Origin of the sequence: Paraburkholderia sp. J76 (assembly GCF_905220295.1) — a bacterium.
Taxonomy (GTDB): Bacteria; Pseudomonadota; Gammaproteobacteria; order Burkholderiales; family Burkholderiaceae; genus Paraburkholderia.
Window position 1 is genome coordinate 307,516 of the sequence record NZ_CAJMZJ010000002.1, and the last position, 23,049, is coordinate 330,564.

Consider the following 23,049-nt stretch of genomic DNA (forward strand, 5'->3'; position numbering starts at 1 on the left):
TTCTCCAGAGATTTTGATTAGCCGTTGAACGACTGCGCGAGTTCGATGATTTCACGCGCCGTCTTCACGTGAGCAATGTCGATGTGCTCGCCGTCGTAGATGCACGAGGCACGGCCTTCGGCCTGGGCCTTGTCCAGCGCGTCGATCATCCCCTGGTAAAAGGCCACTTCGTCCTCGGTGGGGCTATAGGCCTTGTTGACGATCTCGACGTTGGAGGGATGTAGCACCAACTCGCCGCTCATGCCCAATTGGCGATCGTTGGCCGTCGAGACCTTGAGGCCGTCGAGATCGTGTACCTGCTGCCAGACACCGCCGATGGGCAGCTTGCCCGCGGCGCGTGCGGCCATGACGACACGCGACTTCAGGTACTGGGTTTCACGACCGTTCAACGACCAGACAGTCTTCAGCGCACGGGCCACGTCGGCGTTCTTCGCTGTCGCACCCACGATGGCGGGCACGCGCTCGTGCTGGGCAATTTCGTAGGCCAGTTGCAACGAACGGGCGGTCTCCAGCAGCGGGATCACTTTTGTATGTCCCACCTCGACGCCCGCGCGGTACTCGGCCTCGGCCAGCATCGACGCAACGGTATGGATATCTTCGGGACCGCAGGGCTTGGAGATCACGATGCCCTCGACCACAGGGCTCACGATCGCGAGGATGTCGTCGAAGTCGTACAGGTGCGCGCTGCGGTTGATGCGCACCCAGACGCGCTGCTTCTGTTCGGCCAGCCAGGCCAGCTTCGACTTGACGATCTCGCGCGCCTCCACTTTCTGGGGCGGCGGCACGCTGTCCTCCAGATCCAGGATCAGCGCATCGGCCCTGGAGGTGATGGACTTCTCGATCCAGGTTGGCTTGTTTCCCGGAACAAAGAGGAAGGAGCGTATGGGTTTCATCTGCGTCGTCATGTCTATCCAGGCCTGTCGATGGTTTCAACTGAAAGCCGTCAGGTTTTACCTAACAACTGGTAGTTAGTTTCTGCGCAAACAGCAGCGCTGTCATTGAGGGTTTACGCCAACACGGAAACTGGCGCGAAATTTGCATCACGTCCGCTACGTGCCGCGCATTTTGTCGGCTCATGGATAACACTCATGGAACAACACCTTCTCTCGCACCAAACTACCTCGCAAACCTATCGAACATTAGGTAGTTAATGTCGCACGATATCCGAACAACCGTCCCGGAGGAGAAATGAGCAACACCATGAACGACATGCCGTCCAAGGGCGCCTGCCCCAGCGAACAAGCGCTAGCGCAGGGCGCCTCCCTTCGGGTAGTCCACGATAGTGGGCGGGCCTGGTACATACTGGCAGTGCTAACGCTCGCCTATTCTCTCGCTTACATCGACCGGCAACTCCTCAACCTGCTGGTGGAGCCCATCAAGCATTCGCTGGTCATCTCCGACACGCAACTCAGCCTCGTCCAGGGTATCGCGTTCATTTCCGCGTACCTGGTCGCATCGCCGCTGTTCGGCCGGCTCGTCGATCTGACCAACCGGCGCAACCTTCTCGTGATCTGCATCTGCCTGTGGTGCGGTTTTACTGCGCTGTGCGGCACGGCCAATACGTACGAAGGGCTCTTCATCGCCCGCCTTGGCGTGGGCGCCAGCGAAGCGTGCGTATTCCCCCTCGCGCTCTCGATGATCGCCGATTGCTTTTCGGCGGGAAAAATGGCGCGCGCGATGAGTATCTTCATTCTCGGGCCGATGCTCGGCGGCGGGCTCTCGCTCGTGGCCGGCGGCTTCGTGATCGAGTTTGCGCGCGCGCTTCATCAGCAACTCCCGATCCTCGCGCAGTTCCAGACCTGGCAGCTCGCATTCGTACTGATCGGACTGCCAGGTATTCTCTTCGCTCTACTGGTGGTGGCCACCGTGCGCGAGCCCGTGCGCAGCAGCGTGATCAGCGAGCGCGAGGACGACCGGCAATTCACGACCGGCGATTCAGCCTCGTATATCTGGCAGCGACGCGGGTTCTATCTCCGGATCCTGCTTGGCGTCGGCATGCTGGCGATCGTCGTGCTCGGCATGCCAGCGTGGATGCCCACGTATCTGATCCGCACGCGCGGGATGCCGACCGCACTCGTCGGATTCCGCTTTGGCGTACTGGTGGTCAGCTTTGGCATTGCTGGCGCGCTCACCGGACCCTGGATTGCCCGCCAGCTCGAGAAGCGCGGCTATACCGATGCGCCGCTGCGCACCGCCGCGTTCGCCACGATTCCGATGCTGCTCTGTTGCGCGAGCATTCCGTTCGCCCCCGGCGCGACGGGCGCGCTGGCCGCGGCTTCAGGTACCGTCTTTTTCTTCAGCCTGCCCACGGGCTGCATGGGTGCCGCACTGCAGCTCGTCGCGCCGAGCCGGATGCGTGGCACCGTAGGCGCGCTCTATTCGTTCGTCGCCCAATTAATCGGTTTCGGCGCGGGCCCCACGCTGATTGCGCTGATGACCGACCACGTGTTCAGTAATCCGAAGATGGTTGGGCAATCCATCGCCATCGTGTGCACGATCGCGTCAGCACTCGCAGCGTGGCTGCTCTTTACCGCGCTGCCTCACTATCGGCGCTTGCTGGCAGAGGCTGCATAAAAGCTTGCGTAGAAGCTTGTGGGAGTGCGTGCAGGAACGGAAATCGGCCTGCGCGCCGCTCTCGCGGCGTACAGGTCCGGTGTGCGTGCCTACAGATCGAGTACCAGCCGCGCCGACTTCGAGCGCGAACAGCACGGCAGGAACTGATCATTTGCCGCCCGTTCATCGGGCGTAAGGTAGGCGTCGAAATGTTCCGGCTCGCCGGTCAGCACGCGCGTCAGGCACGTGCCGCACACGCCCTGTTCGCAAGACGTTTCGATCCGGATACCGGCCTTCGCCAGCGCCGCTACGACGGACTCATCTTTCCCGACAACGACCACCTGCCCCGAACTCGCGACCTCCACTTCGAAACGCTCGTCGCCAGTCGTTTCGCGCCCGTCGACCGCGAAGAACTCGTAATGCAGTCGAGCGTCCGGCCAGCCGGCCTTTCGTGCAGCACCCAGCACGACGTCCATGAAACCCTTGGGCCCACACACGTACAGATGTGTGCCCGAGTCCGGCTGCGCGAGCAGCGCCGCGAGGTCGAGTTTCTGGCTCTGGGTGCCGTCGTCGAAATGGAACTGGACACGCTCCGAGTACCGCGCATGGCCAATGCGTTCGGCGAACGCTGTGCGCGCGCGCGAACGCGTACAGTAGTGCATCGTGAACGACGCGCCGATCGTTGCCAGCCGTTCGGCCATGCAGAGGATCGGCGTCACGCCGATACCGCCCGCGAGCAAGAGGTGATGCCGTGCCTCATGCGCGAGCTGGAAATGATTCTTTGGATGGCTTATCGTCAGTTCGTCTCCGACCCGCAGGCGATCGTGCATCCCGGCCGAGCCACCGCGCGATTGTGGATCCCGTAGCACCGCGATCTGATAGCGATGGCTTTCGTTTGGGGCGTTACACAGCGAATACTGACGCGTCGGGCCACCCGGCACAGCGACGTCGATATGCGAGCCCGCCGAGAATGCCGGCAGCGACCCACCGTCCACGCAAACCAGCTCGAAGCTGCAAATATCCACGGCCTCGTCATGCTTCGCCGCCACGCGGACCTTCAACCTTCCCAACCCACTCGTCATCGTTCCTCCCGCACCGAACGCGCGATGCGCGCGTGATCGATCAATTTCCTGCGGCTTGCGGCGGCGTCGCCAGACAACAACGACGCCGCGCCCGCAGCTAGCCCAATGCGTCCTTCACCGACGTCGCCGAAGTCCACTTGACGACCTGCTCCAGGCCGTGACGGCACAGGATTTCGCTCTCGTTGAAATGGACGAACGGCTTGGCGCCCGTTTCCATCCCGACCTGCATGGACTCGATGTTCCCGAGATCCTCGAGCATCCCGTCTGTGATATGCGCGGTGAAATGTTCGAGCTGAAGGCGTTCTCGCACCGAGCCCGGCTTCTTGTTGTAGAAGCGTGCTTCCCACAGCGTCGTATTCGCCGAGGTTGGCCAGAACTCGTGTGTCCAGAACTGGTTCGCCGAGATTTGCAGGTGCCAGTTCGGGAAGAACCAGTTGACGTCCTGCGACCACTCGGCGAATTTTTGCGGATTCACCGACTTGTGCTCGACGATCGAATTGGTTTCCGTCCCTTTACGCGTACCGGTGACCGTGTGACCCGCCGCGTAGAGCCAGCGCGTGACCTTCGCGTTTTCCGGGGGCTGATTTTCCTGATTCAGCCACAGAGAAAACGAGCGGTGAATACCATAGAGATTCGCACTGAGTGGCCGGCCGAACGGATTCGCTTTACCCGTGTAGATCGGCCCGAAGGTCTTAGGGTGAATCGACGCGATGTGATAGATCTCGCTAAAGTTCTCGGCAACCGCTTTCCAGTTTGCCTTGAACTCGCCGCGCAACACGATCGCGTTGTCCGGGTTCGGATAGTCGATACCAGCCAGCGCATCTGCGACCGGTCCGAGAAATTCCGTGAGGCCGACTTCCGGCACCGGCGCCGTGTTGATGAAGATCCAGCCCTCCCAAACGTCCACGGCGACCGGCGTCAGCCCGCACTTCCTTTTGTCGAGATGGAAGAAGGCGGCTTCGTCCGGCACGTGCGCGAGATCGCCCTCATTGTTGTAGCCCCAACTGTGATAACGGCACACGAAGCGCTTCGCGTTGCCACTCGGACGATGCTCGACGATGTTCGCGCGGTGCGAACAGACGTTGTGGAACGCACGGATCTTGCCGTCGTCGGAACGAGCAACGATCACCGAAGCCTTGAAGATTGCCAGGTCCTTGACGAAGAAGTCACCCGGTTTCGGAATGCGCTCGACTCGCCCAACCATCAGCCACGCGCGGCGGAAGATTCGCTCACGTTCGCGCTCGTACTGGGTGGGATCGGTATACAGGGAAGTCGGCATCGGCTCGGTGGACAGGCCGATGGACCCGGTAAGGCTCACTTTGACTTCGGACGGATGATTCATATGACCTCCGGCACATCGCAATTGGAGAACGTGGGTATTCGTGGCCTGCGGTTCAGCCGTGCGGCTGGAAACCAACCTCGATTTTCAGCGCATGCTGGGGCGGTGCATGACGGATCGTCGGCGCCTGGTGCATTTCGACGGCGATCGCCGCCTGGCACATCGCCAGTAGCAACTTGAACAAGTTTTGCGCCTGATCCGGCATGTCATTCAGTGGGAACTGTTCCAGATAAACCGTCGCTTCTTCCGCGCGCGCAAACATCGCCTCGTAAAACTCGACGATCTCGGGATATGGGGTGAGCGCGCGGCGCATCCACCGCTCGTGAGATGTCGCCGCGCTCCATTGGTCGACGAAGGGTTCGAGTTCTTCGAAGCCCGCGGGCAGGCGGCCCGAACTGCTTGAAACATCTTGAATCATCGCGCTCCTCCAGATTGGCTCGTCAAAAATGCAATTCCGCATCGCTGAAAATTCGTGGCAACGCACCTAACGAACGGTAGATTGGTTTACAAGATGCATTATCTCCATCCGGTCTAACCCGAATGCGGATGCGGACGTCATGCCAGCAGCAAGACGCGGCGCAGTGCGTAAGAAGCGGGATTCAAGACGATCGCGGCCGGCGCGATGAGGCACGGCGACCGGCGCGGGTCACCGTGCTGCAATCAGGATCAGTGCGGAGGGGCAGGCGTCGCCCGAAGAATCTGAGCGACGCGAAATACGACAGCCGGTCAGGACGAAGCGGCCAGTTCTTTCTTGCGGCCACTGCGCCGCGGCTTGGCCGCTGGCGCGGCACCCTCAAAGAACATCGTGATGAATTGATCGGCGATCTTCTCGAGCGATCCCTTCTTCGGATCGAACCAGGTCTGCACCGAGTTGATGAAGCCCAGGACGTAGACGCGGGCGAGCGCCATATCGACGTCCTCGCGCAGATAGCCCTCCGCACGCAAATCGTCGAACACGGTCGTCCACATCCGCTGGTGCCGCTCGCGTCGCTTGATCTGACGCTCGCGCACCTTGTCCGGCAATTGGGTCAGAAGCCGATTGTGGGCTAGCGCGTAGTCGCCGAATTTGATCAGGGCGCTCATCTGGCCGACCAGTGCCGCTTTGAAGCGGTCTTCGGCATTCGCAGTCGCGGGCAGCGCGTTGAAGTGCTCGTTGATGTGCTGAACGATGCTCTCCGCGCCGTGCTCCATGACGACGTCGACGAGTTCTTCCTTCGACGAAAAGTGATAGTAGATGCTCGCAGCCTCAATACCGGCCTGGTCGGCGATCACGCGCATTGTCGTGGCCGTATACCCCTGCGTTGCAAACGAGCGCGCGGCGAGCCGCAGCAAGGTCTCGCGGGTATCCGCACTAGGATTTACATTTCGCTTTCGCACTTGTGTTTATCAGCCTTTTGCTGCCCTGTCTTTCGCACCCGGAGCGCGAGTGCGCTGCGCAATCTAACGGTTATTTGGAAGGTTACCGTATTTTTTCCGCCTGGCAAAGCAGGGGCTGCCATTGTACGGAACCCGGCGCCGGGACGTGTTGACACGGCGCGCCCCTTCGGCGAAGTTCGAAACTGATGTTCCGTACGCCGCAGCGCGGTCTTCGCGCACGGTATCCACCCGCAATGAGGCCCCGATGAAAGCAGCAAGCCGCCTGCCAGGTACACCGCAACCCATGCACATGTGGAAAGGTTCCAGCGGGGTTCGGTTAGCCGGCGATACATGGGGCAATCCCGCCGGTTCGCCCGTCGTCTTACTGCACGGCGGCGGCCAGACGCGTCACGCGTGGGGTGGCACAGGCGAGCGGCTCGGCCATGCCGGCTATTTCGCCGTCGCCTACGACGCGCGAGGACACGGCGACTCGGATTGGAGCGCCGATGGCGACTACAGTCTCGACGCGCTTGCCGCCGATCTCCGGTGCGTGCTCGCGGCAATCGGCATAAGGCAGCCCGCGCTTGTCGGGGCGTCGCTAGGCGGCGCTACGAGTCTCGTTGCCATCGGCGAACGACAGGTGGACGCGCGCGCACTGATCCTCGTCGATATCGTGCCGTACACGGAACCAGCCGGCGTCGATCGGATCCGCGCGTTCATGTCACAAAACCCGGACGGATTCGCTTCGCTCGACGAAGTAGCTGACGCGATTGGCCGCTATCGCCCTTCGCAAGCGCGCCCACGCAATCTGCAAGGTCTCGCGAAGAACGTCCGGCTAGGCGCCAACGGCCGCTACCGCTGGCATTGGGATCCACGATTCCTCGCGGGGCAGATCGATCTGCACGGACGCCATTCACGCCTCGGCGCCTGCGCCCGCAACCTGACGCCGCCGACGCTGCTCGTACGCGGCGGCAGTTCGGACGTCGTCAGCGAGGCTGGCGTGCAGGAGTTCCTCGAATTCTGCCCGCATGCGGAATACGTAAACGTCGCGCAGGCTGGCCATATGGTGGCCGGCGACCGCAACGACGTGTTTGGCGAAGCGGCTTTGCAGTTCCTCGCGCGTCATGTGTGCGCGACGTGAGTCCGCGCATGGGCCGGGTCGCCACGCGTTAGATGGGCGGAGATTCCGGCGTAGACGAAAAATGGTGTTGGCGGATCTTCCATTCGCCTTGCTGCAGCGCGACGACGAGCGTCGTGCGCAAACGAGAGCGTGACTGCCGGTCACCACTCAAGACGAACGAGAATTCGCCGTAACCTTGCGCAAGAAAGCAGTCGTCCGTGAGACGGATGAAGTGCTGCTCCACGAGCGCCAGCGTGGCCGATTCGATCACGCCTTCGTACGAAGCAAAATACTCGCGAATCGCGCCCGCGCCGACCGAATGACCTGGCCGGCCGCCGAAAAACAGCGCGTCGTTCGTGTACACAGCCGTCAACATGCCCGCATCCCAGCGGCGCGCGGCCGTGTTCCACGCAAGCTGGACCTGGGCGAGCGCAGCACAGGCTGCATCGGTCGTTCGGTTCATCGAATGCTTCCTCATCGGTCAGGACAGACCCGCACGGGCCTCTCTCGCGTCGTCGCGACATACAGCACCACCTCATCCTAACATTCGTTAGCCTTCAATACAAATAGCCCCTGCGGCGCGAAAATTCGATTAGCTCTACGAGCATAGGGATTAATACGCATGGTGATTCACTACACCTTCCATAAAACTAACATTCGTTAGCCTAAATCAGTTTTGATGCTTTCAACTTCGACGACCGCGCAGCGTGTGAGGACGCCTTACCTGCGTCCGAAACGGTCACGCGCCAACCGCCGACCGCCGCTCTTCAGACGCGTTCCATTCAGGACCCTGCCATGCCCGCCACCATCGTCGAACAGCTTGCCAGTTTCACCATTGATACCCAATTCGACCGAATGCCTCCGCCCGTTGTTCAGGAATGCAAACGGATTCTTCTTGATTCGATCGGCTGCGCCGTGGCTGCCACCGGTGAGCCCAAAGGTCGCATCGGCATCGACTACGCACGCGCGATGGGCGGCAATGGCGACGCGACCATCATCGGCACGGGGGAGAAAGCGTCGATTTTCGGCGCTGCGTTCGCGAATGGAGAACTGATCAACGCTCTCGACATGGACGCGGTCGTGCCTCCCGGCCACGTCGCACCCTATGTGCTGCCCGGCGCCCTGGCCGTCGCAGAGGCGCACGGCGCGTCCGGCACGGCGCTGCTCGAAGCGATCGCGCTTTCGCACGAAATGTCGTATCGCCTCGGCAAAGCCATGGACTATTTGCGCGACACCCGGGACGGCAAAGTCTCGCCGCCGCCCGTCTATGGCTACAGCAGCACCGTGTTCGGCGCGACCGCTGCGATCGTCAAGCTCAAGGCGCTCCCGAGCGCCGTGCTCACCAACGCGCTTGGCATCGCGGGCAGCATCTCACCCGTGAATTCGCAGGTCGCGTGGTTCCAGCATGCGCCCAGCTCCACGATCAAGTACCTGCTGGCCGGCGCGCTGGCGCAGACGGCGATGACTGCCGCCCATATGGCCGAATTCGGCCATCGCGGAGACGTTCAGATTCTTGACGACCGTGAGTACGGTTTCCCGCGCTTCATCGGCACGCGCCGCTGGGAACCCGAGCGCATCACAGCGGGCCTCGGCGTCGACTGGCTCTTTCCCGCCGAGCAAGCCTACAAACCCTACCCGCACTGCCGCATCCTCCATGCACTGCTCGACAGCCTCACCGAGATCGTCGACGAAAACGATATCGCGCCCGCGGAGATCGACGGCATCAAGGCCTGGGTCGAAGGGTTTGTGGAGCAGCCCGTGTGGCTCAATCGCGAGATTGCGCACGTTCACGACGCGCAGTTCAGCATTGCACACGGGCTTGCACTCGGTGCGCACCGCGTACCGCCGGGCAGAGGATGGCAGGACCCCGAACTCGTCTTCGGCGCGTCGGTGATGAACCTGATGAGCAAGGTCACGCACGAAGTGCATCCGAACTACGTGGAATTATTGAACGGTCACGCCGCCAGTCGCCCCGCGAAGATCGAGGTGCAGGCGCGCGGCAGGACGTTCATCGGCGAGCGGCGCTATCCGAAGGGCAGTCCGTCACCGGAGCCGTCCAGCTTCATGACCAACGACGAGCTCGCCGCCAAATTCCGCCGCAACACCGAAGATGTGCTGTCCACCGCGCGGATCGACGACGTAATCGACACGGTCTTTCATCTGGAAAAGCTCGGCAATGTCGCGGCGCTCATGCGCTTGCTAGGTCGGACGGCCGACCGGGCAAGCCCGCACATGGCCGACGAGGCACTTTGAAGCGACCGGGCAGTTCAACCACCTTAAGAAGCAAGGCTGCGCTCCTCACGCTAAGCCGCCAGATGGCACACGAGTGGGCGGCATATGGCGTGCGCGTGAACGTCGTGCTGCCCGGGGTCATCGACACGCCCATGGCGCGCGGATCGGTACCGCGGAAAATCCTCGACCAGCTCGCTTCAATGCTACCGATGAGCCGCATAGGACAGCCCGAGGAAGTGGCGGATCTGATCGTGTACCTCGCGTCACCCGCGGCAGGCTACATCACCGCCCAGTCCATCGCGTGCGATGGCGGCATGTCGCACATGATGTTCGCGAAGCCCATGGGAAAGTGAGGTAGCAGCGCTCACGCCCCCTCTTTGTCGGCTCACCCGTTCGGAGTACGGAACGTGGGGGCCGTCTGCATTGACGCAATCCGGCCACGCGCGGAATCTATGCTGAAGCTTCCGCACCCTGATCTTGACGCAGCGTCGCGGAAAGTCCGAATTGACGGGTTGCGATACTCCCGCAGCATAAGACAGGTTCGATCGTGATGACTTTGACGCAAGCCCCAGCGCGTGTGCGCGACATGCCAGTCCCCATGTGCGTACGTAATAGCGCAGACGGCACACGCCTCGCCGGTGAAGTCTGGGGTGACCCGGATGCAACGCCAGTGATCCTGCTGCACGGTAGCGGCCAGACCCGTCACGCATGGAGTCGGACAGCCCGCGCGCTGGCCGCTGCAGGGTTCTACGCAATTACCTTCGACGCAAGAGGACACGGTGATTCTGACTGGTCGCCCGTTTGCAACTACAGTCAAGGCGCAATGGCCCGCGATCTCGAATGCGTCGCGGCCATGCTCGACGGACGCACGCCGGCGCTCGTGGGGGCTGGCATGGGGGGCAGCACGAGCCTGCTCGCAGTAGGCGAACGGTATTTAGACGCGCACGCCCTCGTGCTCGTCAACATCGCGCCGCAAACCCAAAGCGCGGCTGTCACACGGCTCCAATCGTTCATGCGGCAGCCCGGCGGATTTACTGCGCTAGACGATGTGGATGCCGCACTCCAGGGCATTCGAGACCGTCCGGCGCGATCCTTGAACGCCGAGGGCCTCATGCGGAGCGTGCGCCGATGCGACGATGGGAAATACCGCTGGCACTGGGATCCGGGCTTCGCCGCATGGCCGCGCGACCTCGCGCGCCGCGAGTCGCGCCTCTCAAAGTGCGCGCGCAACCTGAGCCTGCCGACGCAACTCGTGCGTGGCCAAGGTTCGGAGGTCGTTAGCGAAGCGGGCGTGCAGGCCTTTCTGCGCCTATGCCCGCACGCGGAATACGCTAACGTGAGTGGCGCCGGACACCCAGTCGCTGGGGAGACCAACGACGCGTTTGGCGACACGGTGCTGCGCTTTCTGTTGCGGCATGCGCGTACCGACTGGACGCCTTCGTATCGCACAACGGCCTGCGCGTAGTTGCCGGATTTCCAGTTAGCACACCGAAACTCCAGACTGATTTGCGCCATTTTTCAAAGCACGGAACCTTCACCGTGCCGCGCTTGCGTACGTCAAGGCCGACGCAGTACAACGGCTGGACAAACACCACACACTGGAGACACGTCAATGAAGCCCTTTCCCCTTCCCTTCGTGCGTCCGCGGATCGGCTCCGCGCTGCTGGCTCTATCGTGCTGTTATGCCAACGTCAACGCACTGGCCGCGCCGCCCGCGAAGATCGTCGCATCGCTCGACCTGAGCGGCCCCGCCTCCGCGCTCGGCCAGCAGTCGCTCGCCGGTATCCAGTTCGCGCTCGACAGCCTGAACCAGCACGGCGGCGTGCTCGGCCAGCCCGTGACGTTCGACCAGCAGGACAACGGCACGAACCCGCAGCGGGCGATCACACAGGCCAGCGCGCTCGTGCAGTCGGGCGCTTCGCTGCTGCTCTCGCCGATCACCTCGGGTAGCACGCTAGCCGTGAGCAAGATGGTCTCCGCGAAGTTCAAGGTGCCAATGTGCGTTGCCGTTTCGGCGGCCGAAGAGATCACGATGAAGGACTACCAGCCCTACGTTTTCTCGATGGCGCCGACAACCTACATGCTGATGCGCGCCGTCACCACGCGTCTCGCGAAAGCGCCGTACAAGCGCTATGCCCTGCTGGTGCCCGACTATGCGGGCGGACGCTCGGCGGCCGAGCGTTTCAAGACGTTCATGAAAGAGCTGAATCCGCAAGCGCAGATCGTGGTCGAGGAATATCCGAAACTGGGCGCAATCGACTACACGGCCAGTATCAACAAGATACTCGCTGCCAAGCCGGACTACGTTTGGGCACAGATATTCGGCGCCGATCTGGTCACGTTCTCGAAGCAGGCCAACGCGGTGGGCTTCTTCAAGCAGATCAACAACCACTTCATGACAGTGCTCGACACGACCACGCTGAAAAATCTCGGCAGCGACGCGCCCATCGGCACCGAGGGGTATCAGTACGCGCCTTTCAACGAGATCGAGAAGACGCCGCAGGGCAACGCGTTCGTCACCCAGTTCAAGGCGCGCACCGGCAGCTATCCATCCGACTGGGCCAGCGTCGCCTACGACTGCGTTACGACCTGGGCCCAAGCGGTGGCCGCTGCGCACTCGACGAGCCCCGACGCAGTGATGCATGCGCTCGAAACGAATACGTTCGACACGCTACGCGGCAAGCTGCGCTTCGGCCACGATGACCACGAGGCCGAGGTGCCGGTGTATATCGGCAAGATCGCGAAGAGCGCGCAGTACGGACAGCCCGTGCTCGACGTCGACGACGTGGTGTCCGCCAGCGTGACGCAACCGTCCAGGGCCATTGTCGACGCCGCACGCCAGTAATCGCCGCACGCGCCCCGATGCCGACACGCCAGGGCTGTCGGCTTCTCGATGCCCGAATCCGCCCGACGGCGGATTCATGGTCCGCGCGTCCGTTGCGACAACGATCAGGTCTTGTGCGGCCGGTGGAAATCCGGCCAGCGCTGCAAAACGAGCTCGCGCGAGACGCCGTAGGCATAGCAACTGTCGATCTTGAGCGGCTTGCCGTTCGCATCGGTTGCGTCCAGCAGACTTTGTGACCGTAGCGGATTGACGGCCTGAATCGCCGCCGTCGCCAGCGGAATCAGAATCTCCCGCAGGTGTGTACAGGTCTCCCCGGCAGGCAGACGCTTGCGGACTTCGCCGCTCCACCCCGAGCCGATACGCAGCCCCACGAGCGCCTGCAACGACTCGCCACCGCCCGAGCAGTCGCGATACGGATACGCGCGCATCGTGGTGGTGACGGCGTGGATGACCATGTCGAGATCGAAGAGGACATGCACCGCGATGTCATGAATCGGCTCGTTTGCTGGTACCACGCGCGGGCCGCTCGGCGGGGCAAAGTCGTACGGCTTGCGGTCGGCAAGCTGGCCGACTATCTCGAACAGGCCATCGCTGCGCCGGAAGCCCTCGAAGCTGATGTGTCGGGTATGTATTGGCTCGCGGGTCACTTCATCCGTCGCGATCGGTAACGTTTCAGTCATACTCTCCAACCCTCGTGTATACGCAGCGCGAATTTCAGGGCGCCGCTTCGTCGCGCGGCCGGTCCAGCAGTTGCCGTATCAGCGCGGACGCAATGGGGTTCATCTCGCGACCACGCGCAGTCGCAATATGAATATGCCGTATCGCCCAAGGCTCGGCGAGTTCCAGCACGGTGACGCGGCCGAACAGTTCGTGACTCACCAGACATTCGGGCTGAATGGTCACCCCCAGGCCGGCCTCGACGAGACTCACGGCTACACCCGCGCTGCTCACTGTGTAAGGCGGCTGGAATTCGGCGCCAAGACGCCGCGCCGCGACCCGCAACGCGCTCTGCATGGCGTTGACCGCGATGAGGTTCTCCGGCAGCAGGTCAGCGAACGAGACACTCGTGAGGCCGCTCAGCCGGTGTCCTTGCGGAACAACGGCGATCAGGCGGTCGGTGCGGTACGGCGTCACGTCCACTCCGCCCAGATCGAACTCATGCGCGGCTGCGAACACGCCAACGTCGGCCTCGCCGCGCGAGACCGCCTGCACGATGTCGGCGTTCTCCATTTCGCGCACCACGAGATCGACAAGCGGATAGTCGCGCTTGAAGTCGCCAAGCTCGCGCGCGATGAACGGCACGATGATCGTACGCGCCGACGCGATCGCCAGCTCACCGCGCATCCCTTCGGTAAACGCCGCGACTTCGGCACGCATGTCGTCGAGATTCTCGAAGATCCGCCTGATGTAGCGCACGAGCACGGCGCCCGCCGGACTCGGCAGGACGCCTTTCGGGCCACGCTCGAGGAGCTTGATGCCAGCGATGTCTTCGAGGTCCTGAATGCGCTTGGTTGCTGTCGATGCGGCGATGTTCTCGCGAATGGCGGCCAAGCCGATCTGCTGCTCCTCCACAGCCGAAACGAAAAGCTTCAGCGTGAACAGATCGACCTGCCGGATCAGATGCAGCCGGTTGAAGGTGCTCATGTCTCCTCTCTTGCCCGCCCTCCCTGGCTCGCTTCGCGACGTCGCACGGGCCGGACGGGTTCATCGTACACCGTCTGCCCCTGTGCGGCGCCCGGGGTCGAGCCTGCCGCGGCTTCTAATGTGGCAACTTCAGCAGGCGTTCGAGCTGGTCGTTGTCGGCGCCGATCTCCCGCGCGGCATGCAGCGGCGGTGGACGCTTGCCGTCGAACGACAGCGGCAGGCCGACAAGGCCGATCTCGTCGTCCGATGGCGTCTCGATGATACCGAGCGCGCACGTCTGCTCGTGCCCGACGAGCTCGGCCGTCGTCTGGATAGGCGCGACAGGTATGCCGGCCGCCTGCAGCCGCGCCTGCCAGACCGCGCGCGTGTCCGTCGCAAGGCGCTCGCCGATCAGGCGGTCGATTTCCGCGCGGTACTTCAGTCGTCCGGCGTTCGTGGCGAAGCGATCGTCGTTTGCCCATTCGGGATGATCGAGCGCCGCGCAAAGCTTCGCGAACAGCACGTCGTTGGCCGCGCTGACGATCATATGACCGTCAGCAGCGGCATACGCGCGATGTGGGACGATGAACGCCACGCCCGACCCGTGCCGGCCGCCCTCCTCGCCATCAGCGCTATAGTTCGCGATGCCAACCGACATCCACGCGATCGCCGTCTCCAGCAGCGAGCTGTTCACGGTTGCGCCGCAATGCTTGATCTGCCGGCGATACAGCGCGGAGAGAATGCCGATCACGGCCCACATGCCGGTGCCGAAGTCGACGATCGACACGCCCGCGCGCACCGGCGCCTGCCCCTCCTCGCCGGTAATGCTCATGATCCCCGAGAATGCCTGCATGAGCGGATCGTAGCCCGGCAGCGTATTCATCGGCCCCGTATGGCCGAACGCCCCCACCTCGCAGTAGACGAGTTCGGGCTTCGTGACACGCAGGCTGTCCGCGTCGAGTCCGTACCCGGCACTGGAGCCAGGCCGCAGATTGTGGATGAACACATCCGCGTGCTCGGCAATCAGCCGATGAAGCGTCGCAAGTTGCTCCCGGTCCTTGATGTCGAGGCAGATCGTGCGCTTTCCGCGATTGAGCGCGTGATACGCGGCGCCGCTGCCTTTCCATTTGCTCGGGCCCCAGCCGCGCGCCGAATCGCCCGCTGGCCGCTCGATCTTCCATACTTCTGCGCCCAGCGCTGCGAGTATGCGCCCGCTGAACGGCGCCGACGCGCTGTCGCTCAGTTCCACCACCACGACGCCCGCCAACGGTAAATCACGCAACATGGTTGTTCTCCCTTGCATAGTTTTACGCGGCATCCGTGCCGGGCGTCCATGCGCCGCCCGAGTGGATCATCGCATCGATCTCGTCGCGGCCGAAGCCGTACTCGGCCAGCAACTGCGCCGACTGCTCGCCGAGCCGCGGCGCCGGATAGCGCAGCTCCGGCGCGCTTTCGCTCCATTGCTGAGGAATCCCTAGTGTGCGGATGGTGCCTTCCGACGGATGCTCCTGTTCGGCGAAGAAGCCCACCGCTTTCATATGTGGATCGTCGAGCAGCGTTTCCGGCGTGTTCATCTCGATGACGGGAATGTCCGCCCCGGTCAGAAGCCCGAGCCATTCCGCCGATGTCTTCGTTTCGAAGACTTGCGCGAGAAACGCGTACAGATACGCGATATGCTCGGTGCGCGCACCGATCGTCGCGAAACGCGGGTCGTCGGCCATTTCGGAATGCCCCGACAACAAGAAGAAACGCCGCCAGTGATGATCGGCATACACGTTGACGCCGATATAGCCGTCGCGCGTGCGATAGGGGCGGCGGTCCGGATTCATCATGCGCGCATAGCCCCAGTCGCCGATGGGAGGCACGAACGTATGACCGTAGAGGTGGTCGCCGAGCACGAAATGCGCGAACGTCTCCATCATCGGCACGAACACCTGCTGGCCCACGCCGCTCTTCTCGCGCCGGTAAAGTGCCATCGCCACCGCGTTGCTGGTGGCCATGCCGACGACGCGATCCGCGACTGCCGTCGCGACGTAATTGGGCGGCCCCGACTTGCGGCTTTGCAGCACCGGCATGCCGACCGCCGCCTGGATCAGGTCGTCGTAGGCGGGACGCGTCGCATAGGGGCCGTTCTGGCCAAAGCCGAACGCACCGCAATAGATGATGCGCGGGTTGAGGCGCCGAACGTCTTCGTACGCGATACCGAGCTTCGCCATCGTGTGCGGACGCATGCTGTACAGCAAAACGTCGGCACGCTCCGCCATGCGCCTGAGCGCGCCAATCCCGTCTGGATGCTTGAGATCGAGCACGAGGCTGCGCTTGTTGCGATTCAGGTGCAGGAAGATCGGCCCCATACCGGGATGGCGGCTCGGCCCGATATTGCGCGTCGTGTCACCCTCGCGCGATTCGATCTTGCAGACGTCGGCGCCCATGTCGGCCAGCAGCAACGAGGCGAATGGCCCCATGAAGTTGGACGTCAGATCGAGAATACGAACGCCATCAAGCGGTCCGGCCACGATGCCTCCCGCTGGCGCGTACGCCTTGAATAAGTCTCACGGTGTCTCCTCCGCTTTTTACGGCTATGCCGGCACGTGGCCGGCTCACCACCGATTCTTTACCGGTCGCACGGCACGAACAGCGGCAGTTTCTGCTCACCGCGTTGCACGAAACGCACTTCCACGCGTTGGCCGATCGCAATGGCATCCGGATCGGCGTCGATCTGCGAAAACAGGAAATAGCCTTCGTCCATCTGGATGAAGCCGACCGTGTAAGGCACGATAGCCGCCCATACCGGGGTCGGGCCGCGCATGATCGTGCTGTACGACCACACTGAGCCGCGGCCGCTCGACTGCCGCCAGTCGAGCGATCGTGACCCGCAGTGGGTGCAGAACGAGTGCGCGGGCCACACGGCCTGCGCGCATTCGTTGCAGTGCTGGAAAGTCAGCCGGTTTTCCGACAACGCGGACCAGTAGGGCTCGGCATCCGGCAAGCGGTAAGGCTGCGGCCAGCTATTGAGCGAATGAGTGTCTGTCATGGAATGCTCTCAATCGGATTTCATGTCGCGGACGACAACAGGAGCACCGCGCCAGCCGCCAGCATCCCGCCCGCACCTTGCACGAGCACTGTCTGCGGGCGACGCACAGGTGCGAGTCCCAAAGGTTCACCGCGCAACTGGCGCACGGCCTCGACGATGCTGTCCATATTGCACGATATGCCTGGCTGTCCGAAAGACAGCCAGCCGCCATTGGTATCGGTTGGCAGATCGCCGTCCACGCCCGTTCGGCCTTCGCGATAGAGGTCGATGCCGCGCCCCTTCTTCGCGAAGCCCAGATCCTCCATCACCATCGGCCCCATGTGGGCGAAGTTGACCGAGATCTGCGCCATGTCGATATCCTCGGGACCGAGACCCGACATCGCATAGGCCTGACGTGCCGCCTCCGCAGTCGCCGTGGTGGTCAGGTTCGGAAACGCGCCGAGACTGTCGAACCGGCACTGACGCATGTTCATGCGGTCGGTCAGGTATTCGTGCGTAGTGGCCGATCCGTAGCCCATCAGGTACACCGGACTGCGCGCGGCGCGCGCGTTCTCCGGCGACGTGATGACGAGGGCACCGCCCGTACCACCGCCCCATGTGGAGCACATCCAGCGGCGCAGCGGCGTCGCCACATACGGCGACGACAGCACCTTGTCGCGGTCGATCTCACCGAACTTCGCTTTCGCCGCGTGAGGATGATGACGCCCCCAGCGCTGATTCGCGACGGCGACATCGGCAAGATCCGCTTCGGTGATGCCGAATTCGTGGAAGTATCGATGCGCGGCCTGCGCGTAGAGGGCCGGAATCGTCGGACCGTAGGGAATCTCGAACTGCGGGTCGGCGTCGGCCTCCGCACCCATCGCGACCGCGTCGACGAACAACTCGGTTGCGTCGCTCTGCAGGCATAGCACGTACTCGGCGCGTCCCGCTACGATCATCTGCGCCGCAATCGCCAACGTAGAGGTCAACCCCGCGCCGTGCATCGTCAGTTCGCTCGTTATCGTCACCGGCATCTGCATGTGCGAGATGAAGATGTTGCTCCACTGCGAACGCTTGTCGGCCCACGGCGAGCGGCCCGTAAACACCGCATCGACCTGGTTCTTGCGTATGCCCGCGTCGGCAAGCGCACCCTGCGTCGCCTCCGCGGCCAACTGCAACGGATCTTTCCTGTTCGCGAGCGAGGCGTACGCATCGCCCATGCCAATGATCGCCGCTACCGGTTGGGGACTCATGCCGGTGCTCCTCAGACCTTGAAGTCGGGCTGCGCTTCGGCGACCAGCGCTTCGAGGTCCGCGCGACGGCGCAGCATCAGCAGGCTCCATTCGCTACGCTGCACGACTTCGCCGCGCTGGTTGTATGCCTGGATCAACATCGTTCCCACGCCAAACTTGTCGTCCTTTTCCTTCTTCGCGATCACTTCGGCGCTCGCGTAAACCGTGTCGCCGATCTTCACCGGATTCAGGAAGCGCATCTTGTCCACGCCGTAGTTCGCCTGGATCGCCGGGCCGAACTGCAGCAAGCCCGAGATCAGCGAGAACGTCAGCATGCCCTGCACGATGCGCTCGCCCCAGCGGGTCTTCTCGGCGTATTCCTTGTTCGAGTGGATCTCGATCCAGTTGCCGGTGAACATGCAGAACATCACCACGTCGCTTTCCGTCACTGTGCGGCCGGGCGAGCGAAATTTCTGCCCGACTTCGAGTTCGTCCAGCGGGATGTTGATGCTGTTGTTGACTACGCTCATTGCCACGTCTCCTGAAAATTTCGTAAGCGAGACGGCGTTCCCTGCCCGTCTCGTTGCTGTGCCCAAGTGGGACCGCGCACCCTTATTGGCGCATCGACTTCGCGATGATCGTGCGCTGGATCTGGGAGGTGCCGCCGCCGATGGTCGACTGGATGCTCTCGCGCAGATAGCGCTCCATGTCGGCTTCGGGCAGGTTCGCGTAGCCGCCCAGGATTTGCATGCCCGCGAGCGCGCACTCCTTCAGCGTTTCGGAGCCGTACAGCTTCGCCATCGACACTTCGCGGCTGCATGGCACGTGCGTCGCGGCCATCTGCGCGGCGCGGTAGCAGAGCAGGCGCGCGGCATCGACCTTGGTCTGGCAATCGGCCAGCAGGTGGCGAATCACCTGGAAGTCGTAGAGCTGATGGTCGAACTGGATGCGCTCGTGCGCGTAGCGTGTGGCCGTCGTGACGGCCTGCTGCGCATTGCCCGTATAGGCGGCTGCCACGGCGCAGCGCTCGAGTTCGAGGTGCTCGGTGATGATCTTCCAGCCCTGGCCCTCTTCGCCGAGCAGCGCGTCGCCCGGCACGCGCACTTCGTCGAGGAAAATTTCCGTCGTGCCCGTGGCGTGCCGCGAAAGCGTGGGCAGGCGATTGATCACCATGCCGGGCGTGTCGTTCGGGATAAGCAGGACAGAGAGGCCCTTGTGCTTGTCGTCGGTGCTCGTGCGCACGAGCATCGCGATGACGGTGTCGTTCGCCGCCGCGCCGCTGCACCAGAGCTTCTGGCCGCTCACGATCCAGTCGCCGTTGCTGTCCCGGCGCGCACGCGTTTTCGTATTCGCGGCATCCGATCCCGCATCGGGTTCAGAGATCGACACCGAGAAGCGGATCTTGCCGTCGATGAACGGCTGCACGTACTTCGCCTTCTGTTCGGGCGTGCCGAACTTGATGATGTTCATCGCCGTGAAGGTCGGCACAAGGACCGAGCACGCGAAGTCAAAGCCGAACTTGCCGAGTCCTTCGGCCATCAGCGAGTAGTCGAAAATATCGCCGCCCGAACCGCCCTCTTCTTCCGGGATCAGGATACCCAGCCATCCCTGTTTCGCGATCTTCTCGTAAGCCTCGTACGGATAGTCGCGATTCATGTCGCACTTGCGCACGTACTCAACGGTGATCTCGTTGTCCATGAACCGGTTGACGGTGTCGAGCCACATCGTCTGCGATTCGTCCAGAAAATTCGCTTGCATTTGTCTTCGCTCCAGTTGACGTGTTTGCCTCGTTCTTCTGCCGGGCATCACTGTTTGTAGATTAGGGCGATGCTTTTCTCGATCCAACTGGTCAATTACGAAACGACGATTCGAATATTTCGAAGATCGATTCCGCGTTCGTAACCATCAGCACTCCGATTTAAAATACTAGCTGCGATGCCGCGCACGGCATCGATTCACACGATGACCCGCGACTCGCGCAAAGCGTCGAGTTCCGCCACGCTGAATCCCCAGTCCCGCAAAGCCTCGTCGGTGTGCTCGCCGGGTTTCGCGGGCGGGCGCTGGATCGCGCCGGGTGTGCGGCTGAAGCGAGGCGCTGGCGCCGGCTGGACAACGCCATCGCGCTCGACGAATGTGCTCCGCGCGCGCAGGTGCGGATGTGCAGGCGCTTCCGTCATCGAAAGCACGGGGGCGAGGCACACCTCGCGGCCCTCGGCCAGCGCGCACCATTCGTCGCGCGTGCGTGTGCGGAAGATCGCGGCAAACCGTTCGTGCACCTCGGGCCAGCGTGAAGCGTCGTGCTGATCGGGCATGTCGGCTTCGGAGAGTCCCAGCAGCGCGAGCGTGTTGCGCCAGAAGCGCGCCTCATTCGAGGCAACGCTGATCCAGCGCCCGTCCTTCGTCTCGTACACGTTGTACCAGGGTGCACCCGAATCCAGCCGGTTGCTCCCGCGCTGGTCCTTCCAGTAGCCGCTCGCGAGCAACCCGTAGCACAGCGTCATCAGCGAGGCCGACCCATCGACCATCGCGGCATCGACGACCTGGCCTTCGCCGGAGCGGCGGCTCTCCAGAATTGCCGACACCACTCCGAGCGCGAGATAAAGTGAGCCGCCGCCAAAGTCGCCGGCGAGATTGAGCGGAATGGCGGGCGGCCCGTTGATCGGGCCGATGGCATGCAGCACGCCCGTCAGCGAGATGTAGTTGAGGTCGTGCCCCGGCGCCTGGGCGAGCGGGCCGTGCTGCCCCCAACCCGTCATGCGGCCGTAAACCAGCGCGGGATTCGCCGCGAGGCAGGCGTCGGGGCCGAGGTTCAGCTTTTCGGCCACGCCGGGTCGGAATCCTTCGACAAGCGCGTCGGCCCGGGCAACTAGCTTGAGCACCGCGGCTGCAGCCTCGGGCTGCTTCAGGTCGAACGCGGCGCTTCGCCTGCCGCGATGCAGCAGGTTGAAACGCGGGTCGACAGATACTCCGCCATCGTATCCGGCGGGCCGGTCGATGCGGATGACGTCAGCCCCGAGATCCGACAGCAGCATGCAGCAGAAAGGCACCGGGCCGACACCGCCCAGTTCGACAATCCGTACGCCCGCAAGCGGGCCTTGAGTCTCGCGCATAGTCTTTACAGTCCCTGATCGGAATCGCCTCAGGTTACTGCTCGCCAGCCGCGCGTCCAATGTCGAAAATTCGAATCGCCACTTCGCTTTCCGCGAAGCGCTCCAGCATGGTTACCGTCGGCCCCTCTTCCGGGTTCCGGAACGAACAGCACCGCAACGTTGACAGCGCACGGCGCGCCGCCATAGGGTCTGAATATCAGATGGACGTGCGAACCTCAACGCACAGGTCCAGGGGAATCAAGGGTTCGCCTCGCTCCCCGACAAGGCGCGCAGGAGACAACAATCCCAATCAACGACAGCGTGCATGCGTTCACGACGCAGGCACACGTCGACCGCATGCAGAATCGCCATGGATCCGCTCTCGGACGTTCTATCGCTTCTGAAGCCGCGCAGCCAACTCTTTGCCGCGTTTGACACCGCTGGTGCGTGGTCCTTCTCTTTCCCGGCCTATGACGGCATCAAGATCGCCGCCGTCCTGCAAGGTGGATGCTGGGGGATCGTCTCCGGGATGAACCGCCCCGTTCGTCTGGAAGAAGGCGACTGCTTTCTGCTGAACAGCGGCTACGAGATCGTTTTGTCGTCCGATCTGTCGCTGTCTCCGCAAGATTCTTCGCTCATCATGGATGGGATCGCTCGTGACGGCATCGCCGTGCACAACGGCGGTGGCGAGGTCCTGCTGATAGGCGGCTTCTTCACGTTCTCCAGCGAACACGCGGCGTTGCTGCTTGATGCATTGCCGCCGTTCGCCAATCCGCCTCGCTCGTCGAATCAGGCGGACGTGCTGCGCTGGTCGCTCGATCAGTTGAGGTCAGAATTGCGTGACCCGATGCCGGGAGGAGTACTGGTGTCGAACCACCTGCTGCATCTGATGCTGGTTCAAATATTGCGCCTTCATATGACGGCGGCGTCCACGGAGTGTCCCGCGGGATGGCTCGCCGGTCTCTCCGATCGCAGGATCCGGGCCGCAATCAGCGCCATGCATGCGGAACCTACCCGTCACTGGTCGCTGGAGGAGTTGGCTCGTATCGCCGGGTTGTCACGAACAATTTTTGCGCAGCGTTTTAAACGACTGGTCGGAGAAACGACCATGAACTATCTGATGCGCTGGCGCATGCTGATGGCAACGGATCGCCTTCGCCACAGCGAGGAAAGTATTACATCGATCGCTTTCGCGCTCGGCTATGAGTCTGAAAGCGCATTCTGTACCGCATTCAAACGGGCAATGTCCTGTTCGCCGACACAGTATCGGCGGCGCTCGTCTGTGTCGGCGGAAGATACACAATCCGTACGCCCTATAAGAAAAACCGAACTCGTACGAAATACCCGTTCCCCGACGCAGATCTAATATTTTGCTGCATCCAGCGCCATTGCCGAAGCGGGTCGCCATCGACGATCTGCTGGCAGATCACCGCTCGTTGTCGATTCGTGATCCACGCAATCGTCGCCGAAGTCGGCTGCCATCGTCGCGCTTGTCGGCGATGCCTGTAGCGATACAAGGCGATGGGATGGATGCTATGTTGCCGACCCACAAGAAATGACGTCTG

At 62.7% G+C, this 23,049-nt stretch carries 22 protein-coding genes; 7 read left to right on the forward strand and 15 right to left on the reverse strand.

Annotated features, from left to right (window positions below):
• Window positions 1-17: 17 nt before the first annotated feature.
• A complete protein-coding gene (locus U5768_RS04910; RefSeq protein WP_322029251.1) occupies window positions 18-905 on the reverse strand; it encodes a CoA ester lyase in 888 nt (295 codons plus the stop codon).
• A gap of 283 nt (window positions 906-1,188) precedes the next feature.
• Here U5768_RS04910 and U5768_RS04915 point away from each other — a divergent pair, with 283 nt between their 5' ends.
• On the forward strand, window positions 1,189-2,574 hold the full coding sequence (locus tag U5768_RS04915) for an MFS transporter (RefSeq protein WP_322029252.1): 1,386 nt from the start codon (window positions 1,189-1,191) through the stop codon (window positions 2,572-2,574).
• Window positions 2,575-2,663: 89 nt separating this feature from the next.
• Here the strand turns inward: U5768_RS04915 and U5768_RS04920 are convergent, their stop codons facing one another.
• The 4 genes from U5768_RS04920 to U5768_RS04935 form a co-directional block, all read right to left on the reverse strand.
• A complete protein-coding gene (locus U5768_RS04920) occupies window positions 2,664-3,635 on the reverse strand; it encodes a PDR/VanB family oxidoreductase (protein ID WP_322029253.1) in 972 nt (323 codons plus the stop codon).
• A 97-nt stretch (window positions 3,636-3,732) separates the two neighbouring features.
• Window positions 3,733-5,052 carry an aromatic ring-hydroxylating oxygenase subunit alpha gene (locus U5768_RS04925; protein WP_322029254.1) on the reverse strand — a complete coding sequence of 440 codons (1,320 nt, stop codon included), beginning with the start codon at window positions 5,050-5,052 and terminating at the stop codon, window positions 3,733-3,735.
• Window positions 5,030-5,392: a hypothetical protein gene (locus U5768_RS04930; protein ID WP_322029255.1), complete on the reverse strand. Its 363-nt coding sequence runs from the start codon at window positions 5,390-5,392 to the stop codon at window positions 5,030-5,032. Before U5768_RS04930 ends, U5768_RS04925 begins: the two co-directional genes overlap by 23 nt.
• Window positions 5,393-5,700: 308 nt before the next feature.
• Window positions 5,701-6,306, reverse strand: coding sequence for a TetR/AcrR family transcriptional regulator (locus tag U5768_RS04935; RefSeq protein WP_322029256.1), 606 nt, complete (start codon window positions 6,304-6,306; stop codon window positions 5,701-5,703).
• 289 nt (window positions 6,307-6,595) lie between these two features.
• On the opposite strand from U5768_RS04935, the gene U5768_RS04940 reads away from it, so the two are divergent.
• On the forward strand, window positions 6,596-7,471 hold the full coding sequence (locus U5768_RS04940) for an alpha/beta hydrolase (protein ID WP_322029257.1): 876 nt from the start codon (window positions 6,596-6,598) through the stop codon (window positions 7,469-7,471).
• Window positions 7,472-7,499: 28 nt separating this feature from the next.
• Here U5768_RS04940 and U5768_RS04945 read toward each other — a convergent pair whose 3' ends face one another.
• Window positions 7,500-7,913, reverse strand: a complete 414-nt coding sequence (locus U5768_RS04945; protein WP_322029258.1) for a YybH family protein — start codon at window positions 7,911-7,913, stop codon at window positions 7,500-7,502.
• 332 nt (window positions 7,914-8,245) lie between these two features.
• Here U5768_RS04945 and U5768_RS04950 point away from each other — a divergent pair, with 332 nt between their 5' ends.
• The 4 genes from U5768_RS04950 to U5768_RS04965 all read left to right on the forward strand — a co-directional run bounded on the left by U5768_RS04950 (window position 8,246) and on the right by U5768_RS04965 (window position 12,527).
• Window positions 8,246-9,703 carry an MmgE/PrpD family protein gene (locus U5768_RS04950; protein ID WP_322029259.1) on the forward strand — a complete coding sequence of 486 codons (1,458 nt, stop codon included), beginning with the start codon at window positions 8,246-8,248 and terminating at the stop codon, window positions 9,701-9,703.
• Window positions 9,700-10,035: an SDR family NAD(P)-dependent oxidoreductase gene (locus U5768_RS04955; protein WP_322029260.1), complete on the forward strand. Its 336-nt coding sequence runs from the start codon at window positions 9,700-9,702 to the stop codon at window positions 10,033-10,035. The genes U5768_RS04950 and U5768_RS04955 overlap by 4 nt, the downstream gene beginning before the upstream one ends.
• Before the next feature lie 245 nt (window positions 10,036-10,280).
• The gene (locus tag U5768_RS04960) at window positions 10,281-11,147 is read left to right on the forward strand and encodes an alpha/beta hydrolase (protein ID WP_322029582.1); all 867 of its coding nucleotides are present in this window, start codon (window positions 10,281-10,283) and stop codon (window positions 11,145-11,147) included.
• 147 nt (window positions 11,148-11,294) lie between these two features.
• Window positions 11,295-12,527, forward strand: coding sequence for an ABC transporter substrate-binding protein (locus U5768_RS04965; RefSeq protein ID WP_322029261.1), 1,233 nt, complete (start codon window positions 11,295-11,297; stop codon window positions 12,525-12,527).
• 104 nt (window positions 12,528-12,631) lie between these two features.
• Here U5768_RS04965 and U5768_RS04970 read toward each other — a convergent pair whose 3' ends face one another.
• From U5768_RS04970 to U5768_RS05010, 9 genes are all read right to left on the reverse strand, one after another.
• Window positions 12,632-13,207, reverse strand: coding sequence for a DUF2889 domain-containing protein (locus tag U5768_RS04970; protein WP_322029262.1), 576 nt, complete (start codon window positions 13,205-13,207; stop codon window positions 12,632-12,634).
• A 34-nt stretch (window positions 13,208-13,241) separates the two neighbouring features.
• Complete coding sequence (locus U5768_RS04975; protein WP_322029263.1) at window positions 13,242-14,171, reverse strand: LysR family transcriptional regulator; 930 nt, start codon at window positions 14,169-14,171, stop codon at window positions 13,242-13,244.
• 115 nt (window positions 14,172-14,286) lie between these two features.
• Complete coding sequence (locus U5768_RS04980; RefSeq protein ID WP_322029264.1) at window positions 14,287-15,435, reverse strand: CoA transferase; 1,149 nt, start codon at window positions 15,433-15,435, stop codon at window positions 14,287-14,289.
• A gap of 22 nt (window positions 15,436-15,457) precedes the next feature.
• Window positions 15,458-16,666: a CoA transferase gene (locus U5768_RS04985; protein ID WP_322029265.1), complete on the reverse strand. Its 1,209-nt coding sequence runs from the start codon at window positions 16,664-16,666 to the stop codon at window positions 15,458-15,460.
• A gap of 98 nt (window positions 16,667-16,764) precedes the next feature.
• Entirely contained in the window at window positions 16,765-17,184 is a 420-nt protein-coding gene (locus tag U5768_RS04990; protein ID WP_322029266.1) for a Zn-ribbon domain-containing OB-fold protein, read from the reverse strand.
• Window positions 17,185-17,204: 20 nt separating this feature from the next.
• Window positions 17,205-18,416, reverse strand: a complete 1,212-nt coding sequence (locus U5768_RS04995; RefSeq protein ID WP_322029267.1) for a thiolase family protein — start codon at window positions 18,414-18,416, stop codon at window positions 17,205-17,207.
• Window positions 18,417-18,427: 11 nt separating this feature from the next.
• Window positions 18,428-18,925 (reverse strand): MaoC/PaaZ C-terminal domain-containing protein, encoded by a 498-nt coding sequence (locus tag U5768_RS05000; protein ID WP_322029268.1) that lies wholly within the window; start codon window positions 18,923-18,925, stop codon window positions 18,428-18,430.
• An 82-nt stretch (window positions 18,926-19,007) separates the two neighbouring features.
• Window positions 19,008-20,153 (reverse strand): acyl-CoA dehydrogenase family protein, encoded by a 1,146-nt coding sequence (locus tag U5768_RS05005; protein ID WP_322029269.1) that lies wholly within the window; start codon window positions 20,151-20,153, stop codon window positions 19,008-19,010.
• Between the two features lie 197 nt (window positions 20,154-20,350).
• On the reverse strand, window positions 20,351-21,505 hold the full coding sequence (locus U5768_RS05010; RefSeq protein WP_322029270.1) for a CaiB/BaiF CoA-transferase family protein: 1,155 nt from the start codon (window positions 21,503-21,505) through the stop codon (window positions 20,351-20,353).
• 349 nt (window positions 21,506-21,854) lie between these two features.
• Between U5768_RS05010 and U5768_RS05015 the strand changes: the two genes are divergently transcribed.
• Window positions 21,855-22,850 carry an AraC family transcriptional regulator gene (locus U5768_RS05015; RefSeq protein ID WP_322029271.1) on the forward strand — a complete coding sequence of 332 codons (996 nt, stop codon included), beginning with the start codon at window positions 21,855-21,857 and terminating at the stop codon, window positions 22,848-22,850.
• Window positions 22,851-23,049: the final 199 nt, after the last annotated feature.